This is a genomic window from Mycobacterium sp. (assembly GCF_032162105.1).
GTDB lineage: Bacteria > Actinomycetota > Actinomycetes > Mycobacteriales > Mycobacteriaceae > Mycobacterium.
This window is the reverse complement of sequence record NZ_JAVRPS010000706.1, coordinates 1-6,599: the sequence shown is the minus strand read 5'-3', so window position 1 is coordinate 6,599 and position 6,599 is coordinate 1. Positions and strand designations below refer to the sequence as shown.

Here is a 6,599-nt window from a genome sequence, read left to right as displayed (position 1 = left end):
GCCGCCTCCGCGGCAGTCGCTGCCTGTCTCCGCAGCCGGATGGCCCGCGCCCTGGCGCGTGCGGCGGCGGCGACGGCTTCCGCTTCGGCGGCCTCGGCCTCGGCCTCATCGGCCAGCGCGAGAGCGTCGTCGCGGGTGGTTACCTCGTCGACGGGGTTCGAATCGTCGTCGATCGGATGGTCCTTGGCGTCGCCGTTGAGCACCGACGAGGTTCGCTTGCGGGGCGGCATGCGACCTCCTGTCTATCCGTGAAGCATTGCGCACAATGAGAATGGCATTTTCAATTTTCGGTATCGTATCGACGATACCCCATCCGCAAACCGGCCCATATGGCCGCATGTCCTGCGGAAATGCTGTTTCCGGGCTGTGCAAACGCTCAGCGCACCCGGTCCGTCACGACCTTGCCCGTGGCGTTCGTGGGCAGCTCGTCGAGGAACTGTACATACCGCGGGACCTTGAAACAGGCCATTCGCCGACGACTCCAGTCGATCAGATCCTCGGCCCCGAGCACGTCGGCCTGCGAGCGAAGCACGACGAACGCGGTCACAGGGCGTTCTGAAACTCGACGATCAGGCGGGCTCAGGCGCAGTCGTCACCGCGGCGCACCCAACGTTAACGGTAGTGCCCGTTGCCGATCAACGCCGGTCCGCCCTCCCACATCAGCCGGTCCTGCGCGGCCCAGACGACGTCGGCCCCGTCGGCGTTCAGCTCGATCAGCGGCGTGTGGACGTGATGCGCTGAGTTGGCGTTGGTCAACGACGACCGAATCAGATCGACGGCGGCGTCGCGACCGGTGACCACCGGGACGCCGGTACCCGGCATACCGGTTGAAGCCGGCCAGTAATCCTACTGGACGAAATTGGAGAATGCTGTTTCCGGATTCGTATAATCATTCTTGCACCTGCCGAGTGCCGAAATGATTTGATGGCGGCGAACGGAGAGCGAGCAGATGAAACTCTTGGCCTTGGGCACGGCGCTCGCGGCGGCTGCGGTGGCAATGGCACCGGTCGCCGAAGCGGACATGACGCTCGGCAACTACCAGGTGCTGACCAACCGGTACACCGATGCGTCGTGGATATGGTTCGTCACCACGTGCACGGACACCAGACCGGGTTGTTTTCAGGTGAGGGCGCGGCCCAGCCCAAGATTCGGCGCGTACTACAACGGCGAGGCAATACTGGCCAACGGCCGCTACACGATGGTGACCGACGTGCCCGATGGCCTGCGGTGCTTCGGCCAGGCACTGCCCGCCCGCGAAACGTGGTCATGGGACGCGGCCAGCCTGGCGGGAACCATCGAGTCGGCCTACGACGTGGGCTGCTCCAACGGCCCGCCAGGGGTCAACACGTGGACGTTCGCCTTGACCAGGTTCTAGTCGGCAACGCAGGCGACGTCCTTGCCCGTTCACGCCCACAGATCGCAAATATCGTTCTAACATTTGAAAATGAAATTTCCGAGGTGGCCTGGTTCGCTGGCGACAATCCTGCCGGTCGCAGCGATCGTGCTCGGCTGCCTCGTGGTGGGCGCGCCGCGGTCCACGGCCGACGAGCCGGTACTCCATCACGTGAAGTACACCGTCTTCACCGAGCGTCCCTTCTCCAACGCCGAGATCTACTACCGCGACGTCGACCCGCCGTCGTTCGCCGAGTACAGCCACAATCCGTATGTCTTCAGCCCCAACGTGGAGGCCAACCTCGGGCCGGACAGCATGTGGACCTTGGATGTCATGCTGGCCAATCCGGATCAGTGGGCGATGGTGACGGCCACCAGCATGCAGTCCCCGCAGACACCGAACTTCCACTGCGTCATTGCCGTCGACGGCGAGGTGGCGGTGGCCAATCAGGGCCCGAAGGGAGCGCTCTGCTCGCTGCGGAACTGGTAGAGCGATTCAGGCGGACGCCGTGGTCGCGACCGGTGCGCGTTCGCCTTCCAAGCGCCGCAGCCACCCCTCGCAGAAGGTCAGCATCTCGGCATGCCCGGCCGACATGCCCAGCGCCTGCTCCATCACCAGCACCTGGGACACGCTCGTCGCGAACACCCCCCACACCACCGGCGGGACGTCCGACACCTCGTATCCGTACCGCCGCAGCGCTGCGGTGATCGCTTCGACCTGCTGCGCGCGGAACCGTTCTGCGTACAGCGCGATTTCGGCGCGCAGCGCCTTGCGATGGTTGGCCAAACCCATGAACTCCATCGTCAGCCGGGTGGCCGCCGGGTCGGTGCCGAAGTCCCACAGCGCCCACAGCGGCTGCGGCGAGTCGAGCGCCTTGGCCTGGGCGTCGAGCCCCTGCGTGGCCCGGCGGCGAAACACCTCGATGAACATCTCGTCCATCGTGCGGAAGTAGTAGTGCACCAGCTGCGGCTTCAGGCCGGCCCGGTCGGCGACCCGCCGCGACGTCACCGCGGCGTATCCGTCTTCGAGCATCAGTTCCTCGGCGGCGTCGAGCAGTACGCTGCGGTTCTTGGCGTCCGGCCCCCCGATCCTCCGGTCCGATGCCATGCCGACACTTCCTTCGCTGCGTCCGTCAGTTCCGCCGCCCAAATGGTAGACGCCGGTGGGCCCCGTTCATCCCAAGGAATGACCACGGACTTCGATACGGCGTTGGCGTTGCCGTTGAGATTGCGGTGAGGGTTGCATCGATCCCTTGGACTCAAGCGGGAATCTACGACCGTGCGCGCAATGAACGCGGCGCGGCCATGACGCGGGCGTGCTCGGGCAGTTAGAGGTCCCCGCGCTCCCAGGTGGCCGCGCCGTTGCGCGCGACGCAGGTCAGGAACAGTCCGTCCGGCGCCTGGGCGACCTCGCCCTCCAGCGCCGGGCAGAGGCCCTTCTCGTTCTTGATGCCGTGCATCTCCGGCGACCGGAACCACCGCGGCTCGTACCGGCGCGGGGAGCCGCAGAACACCAGCCGCCCCCACGACGTCACGCCGAACGCGTAGTAGGTCGCGTTGTCGCAGTAGGAGCCAAGGACGATGTTCGGAGCGATGCCCGGGGTGCAATTGGGATCGTTGCACTCCGCCTCGTCCGCTGCGGCGGGCGAGGCCAGCAGCAGAGCGGCGGGCAGGATCGCTAGGGCAGCAATCAGTGAACGCACGCGCTTATGCTCCCACATGTGATAACGAAGTTCTCATTTTTCGCGAATACTGCTTCGCAGCACACTAGTCTCACAGCATGACGTGGGCTGGAGGAACGGTGACTGGTATGCGGGTGCTCGCAGGCGTGGCGACGGTTGTGACGACGGCGGCAGCCATCGGGATCGCCCCACCGGCCAGCGCCGCCTACGGCATCGAGATGAATGGCACCTACTCCGTCGTCTCGAACGGTGACTGGGCAAAGACCGGCGACGTCTTCATGTCCGAGAAGACCGTCCAGGCGACCTGGACGGTCTCCACCAGTTGCACCGGGCCGTGGGAGTGCACCGGACAGGTGACCAGCGACCAAGGCTGGACTGCGCCAATCAGATTCGACGCGGACCGGTGGATCCTCAAACACGACATCCCCAACTGGGCGCCCTGCCCGCAAGGCCCACCGGCCACCGGCCACCAGCAGTTCATCTTCTGGGGCACCAACCCCCTCAACTCCATGGTCGAGGCCACCAGCACCACCTTGATGACGGGCTGGGACGAGACGACCACGGACAGCGGTTCGTGTGGCGTCAACCGCCCGCTCGTCATCCGGTTCCCACTGAAACTCACCAAGATCTAAGGCGTCGCGCACAACGGCCGTGCCCGATCCGGGCGCGGCCGTGTCACGTCGGCAGCAGGTCCTGCCATGACTTCGGCGCCGCTCCCGCAACCAGATTCGTCTGCTGCTCCAGCCGACCGTCGGGCGTCATGTACTTGCCGGTGGCCGGGTCGTAATGCGCGACGGCGACCGTGCCACGTGACGGGTTCCCGCTGAATGCGCTGGGCGCGGCCGGCACCGCACCGTCGGCTGGTGGCGGAGGCTCGGCCGGCGGCAGCGCCTCAATCGGTTGCCCGTTCAGTGAGTTACCAGGAGGGGGCGGCGGTAGTTGCGGAGCCTGCACGGACGATGCCGGCATGGGCGCGGCCAGTGGCGGAGCGTCCGGCGGTGTGCCCGCGGGCACGGCACCCGGCGGCAGCGGTGTGCCCTCGACCGGTGCGTAGAGCCGGTCGCTGAAGTCCACCCGGTCGTCGGGCGGAATGCCTTGTGACACCAGGTTCGGATCGAACGGGTACGGGCCCAGCACGTGCTGGCGCGTCGCCAATGGCTCGTATGGCTTGTCGCTGTTGCAGATCTCCACCGTCGGTGCGCGCTTCCCGGGGTGGCCCATGCACGGAAAGTTGCGTGCACCGCGCACCGAGATCGGCGAATCCTGCGGCAACTTGCAGTACAGCCCGTCCGGCGTGTCGATCATGGTGGTGTCCGCTGGGTTGCGCCACTGCGACGGCGGCAGGAAGCCCACAGTGCACGGCGGTGGGTCACCCAGGGTCAGCGTGAAGTCACCCGACGCTAGGCCGGTGGGGTTGTTCTGCGGCAAGCCGAACGCCTGCTGCGCGGCAATGTATCCCGGGAACAGCAATACGGTCTGCTCCAGCGACGGGTTGTAGGTGACGAGTATCTGGCCGAGGGTGGTGAGGTTCGCCAGCAGCACCGGCAGGGTGGGCTTGAGGTCGGTCAACAACCCCGACACCTCCTGGGCGAACCCGGGTCCACGCTCCAGGATGGTGCGCACCTGCGGGTCGTTGTTCGCCACCTGTTCGGTGATGCCGGCCAGGCTGCGCGCCCAGGTGCGTATCGAGTCGGTGGTCTGCGCCTGCGTATCCAGCAGGGGCCCACTGTCGTCGATGAGCGATCTGAACTGATCCGATACCGAGTTGGTGTCGGCCGTCAGCTTGCTGCCCGAGTCGAGCAGCGACCCGAAGTCGTAACCCGCGCCGTTGAAGGCCGTGTACGCCTCGTCGAGGAGCCGGCTCAGCTTCTCCTTCGGAAAGCTGTCCACCAGCGTGCTGACCTGATCGAGCATCGGTCCGACCGCCTGCGGAATCGTGGTGTCCTGCACCGAGATCACCGAGCCGTCCGTCAGGAACGGACCCGAGTCGGTGCGGGGCCGCAGGTCTACGTACTGCTCGCCGACCGCCGACACGCTGAGCACGTTTGCCTGTAGATCCTTGGGAATCTTCGGCGAGGTGTCCAGCGTCAACGTCGCCTCGGCACCCGTGTCGGTCAGCTTCACATCGGTGACCTTCCCGACCCCGACGCCCCGGTAGGTGACGTTGCTGAAGCGGTAGAGGCCGCCGGTGGCGGACAGCTCGAGTTTCACGTCGATGCGGCCAAGGCCGATCAGGGTCGGCACCTGCATGTACCCGAACAGCATCACGGCCACGCCGACCACCGACGCGATCGCGAAGATGATCAGCTGGTTGCGGACGAAACGCGTCAACATCAGTTACCACCTCCGGGTGCAGGCGCGGCGCCGTACGGTCCGCCGAAGATCTGCGACGACGACAGGTCAACCGGAGCCGGGGCACCCAAGGGCGTCGGCGGCGGCGCCACCGGAAGCACCGGCTCGGTCACCAGCGGTAGTGGCCCGGACGGTGGTGGTGTCTCGTCCAGGGGGCCCAGGACGTCCGGTGCGGCGGGCGGCGGCCCCGTGCCTGCCAGCTTCAGTGGGTCGTACGAGTAGTTCAGGTACCACGGATCGCCGGGCGCCGGTACGAGTTTGGCGTCCTCTTGTCCCCAGCGGGTGCCGGCGAACAGGGTGCGCTTGAGCCGTGGGTAGGTGAGATCGAGGGTGACGAACAGGTTCATGTAGTCGCCCTTGATCGCGCGGTCGATGAGCGACTGGCTGTACGGGAAGGTGGTGGCGTACGCGAGCGATCGGTCCAGATCGGGTCCGACGTCGCCGAGCGACTTGAGCGCAGGCTCGAGGTTCTGCAGGTTGCGCACCAGATCCGCTTGGGTGTCGTTGACGAGTTGGGTTGCGGTGTCGCTGAAGTCGCCGAGCCGCTCGAGTGCGGTGGTGATCCGTGGCCGCTCCTGAATGAGCGTGTCGAGCGCGGGCGGAATCCGCTTGAGCGCCCGGTCGATGACGTCGCGCTGTCCCGCAAACGTGCTCGCGACCCGGTTTAGTTGCTCGATGGCCGCGATGATGTTGTCGTGCTGGGCGTCGAGCACGCCGACGAAGTCGTCGAGTCGGGTGAGCAGTTCGCGGATTTGCGGTTCGCGGCCGGACAGCGCCAGGTTGAAGCTGTGGATGACGTCGCCGATCTGTCCCAGCCCGCCGCCGTTGACGATCGTCGACAGCGACGACAGCGTCTGTTCGGTCGACGGATAGGTCGACGACCGATTCAGGGTCAGCGTCGAACCGGGCGCCAACGTGCCACTGGGTTGCTCACCAACGGGCGGGTTGAGCGCCAGGTGCATCGAGCCCAACAAGCTGGTCTGGCCCACGGACGCTACCGCGTTCGCGGGCACCGCCACGCCGGGTTTCACCCTGATCTCGACGTTGGCATGCCAGTCCTTGACGTCCATCCTGCCCACGCTGCCGACCACCACGTCGTTCATCATCACCGGCGAATTCGATTCGAGCGTAGCGATGTTGGCGACTTCGACGTGGTAGATGGTGGCATCCGAG

The 6,599-nt window shown here is 66.1% G+C and carries 10 protein-coding genes; 3 read left to right on the top strand and 7 right to left on the bottom strand.

Translation table 11 applies throughout. The features are described 5' to 3' along the window. From QOC69_RS35835 to QOC69_RS35825, 3 genes are all read right to left on the bottom strand, one after another. Window positions 1–230, bottom strand: a 230-nt coding sequence (locus QOC69_RS35835; RefSeq protein ID WP_526447548.1) for a hypothetical protein, incomplete at its 3' end; no start/stop codon positions are given. A 146-nt stretch (window positions 231–376) separates the two neighbouring features. Further along, a complete protein-coding gene (locus QOC69_RS35830) occupies window positions 377–547 on the bottom strand; it encodes an AMP-binding enzyme (RefSeq protein WP_526447546.1) in 171 nt (56 codons plus the stop codon). Window positions 548–612: 65 nt separating this feature from the next. Beyond that, entirely contained in the window at window positions 613–801 is a 189-nt protein-coding gene (locus QOC69_RS35825; RefSeq protein ID WP_526447544.1) for a nuclear transport factor 2 family protein, read from the bottom strand. A 148-nt stretch (window positions 802–949) separates the two neighbouring features. On the opposite strand from QOC69_RS35825, the gene QOC69_RS35820 reads away from it, so the two are divergent. After that, a complete protein-coding gene (locus tag QOC69_RS35820) occupies window positions 950–1,375 on the top strand; it encodes a hypothetical protein (protein ID WP_526447542.1) in 426 nt (141 codons plus the stop codon). A gap of 69 nt (window positions 1,376–1,444) precedes the next feature. Beyond that, on the top strand, window positions 1,445–1,882 hold the full coding sequence (locus tag QOC69_RS35815) for an Rv2576c family protein (RefSeq protein WP_526447540.1): 438 nt from the start codon (window positions 1,445–1,447) through the stop codon (window positions 1,880–1,882). 6 nt (window positions 1,883–1,888) lie between these two features. Here QOC69_RS35815 and QOC69_RS35810 read toward each other — a convergent pair whose 3' ends face one another. Beyond that, a complete protein-coding gene (locus QOC69_RS35810; protein WP_526447538.1) occupies window positions 1,889–2,500 on the bottom strand; it encodes a TetR/AcrR family transcriptional regulator in 612 nt (203 codons plus the stop codon). 220 nt (window positions 2,501–2,720) lie between these two features. After that, the gene (locus QOC69_RS35805; protein ID WP_526447536.1) at window positions 2,721–3,095 is read right to left on the bottom strand and encodes a hypothetical protein; all 375 of its coding nucleotides are present in this window, start codon (window positions 3,093–3,095) and stop codon (window positions 2,721–2,723) included. A gap of 77 nt (window positions 3,096–3,172) precedes the next feature. On the opposite strand from QOC69_RS35805, the gene QOC69_RS35800 reads away from it, so the two are divergent. After that, window positions 3,173–3,706 carry an Rv2253/PknI dimerization domain-containing protein gene (locus QOC69_RS35800; protein WP_526447534.1) on the top strand — a complete coding sequence of 178 codons (534 nt, stop codon included), beginning with the start codon at window positions 3,173–3,175 and terminating at the stop codon, window positions 3,704–3,706. A gap of 43 nt (window positions 3,707–3,749) precedes the next feature. Here QOC69_RS35800 and QOC69_RS35795 read toward each other — a convergent pair whose 3' ends face one another. Both QOC69_RS35795 and QOC69_RS35790 read right to left on the bottom strand, forming a co-directional pair. Continuing rightward, on the bottom strand, window positions 3,750–5,408 hold the full coding sequence (locus tag QOC69_RS35795; RefSeq protein ID WP_526447532.1) for an MCE family protein: 1,659 nt from the start codon (window positions 5,406–5,408) through the stop codon (window positions 3,750–3,752). Further along, on the bottom strand, window positions 5,408–6,599 hold a 1,192-nt coding region (locus QOC69_RS35790), incomplete at its 5' end, for an MCE family protein (RefSeq protein ID WP_526447530.1). The genes QOC69_RS35795 and QOC69_RS35790, both read right to left, overlap by 1 nt.

Coding starts and splice junctions, on each gene's coding strand:
- QOC69_RS35820 (WP_526447542.1), top strand. CDS start 950: ATGAAACTCTTGGCCTTGGGCACGGCGCTCGCGGCGGCTGCGGTGGCA.
- QOC69_RS35815 (WP_526447540.1), top strand. CDS start 1,445: ATGAAATTTCCGAGGTGGCCTGGTTCGCTGGCGACAATCCTGCCGGTC.
- QOC69_RS35810 (WP_526447538.1), bottom strand. CDS start 2,500: ATGGCATCGGACCGGAGGATCGGGGGGCCGGACGCCAAGAACCGCAGC.
- QOC69_RS35800 (WP_526447534.1), top strand. CDS start 3,173: ATGACGTGGGCTGGAGGAACGGTGACTGGTATGCGGGTGCTCGCAGGC.
- QOC69_RS35795 (WP_526447532.1), bottom strand. CDS start 5,408: ATGTTGACGCGTTTCGTCCGCAACCAGCTGATCATCTTCGCGATCGCG.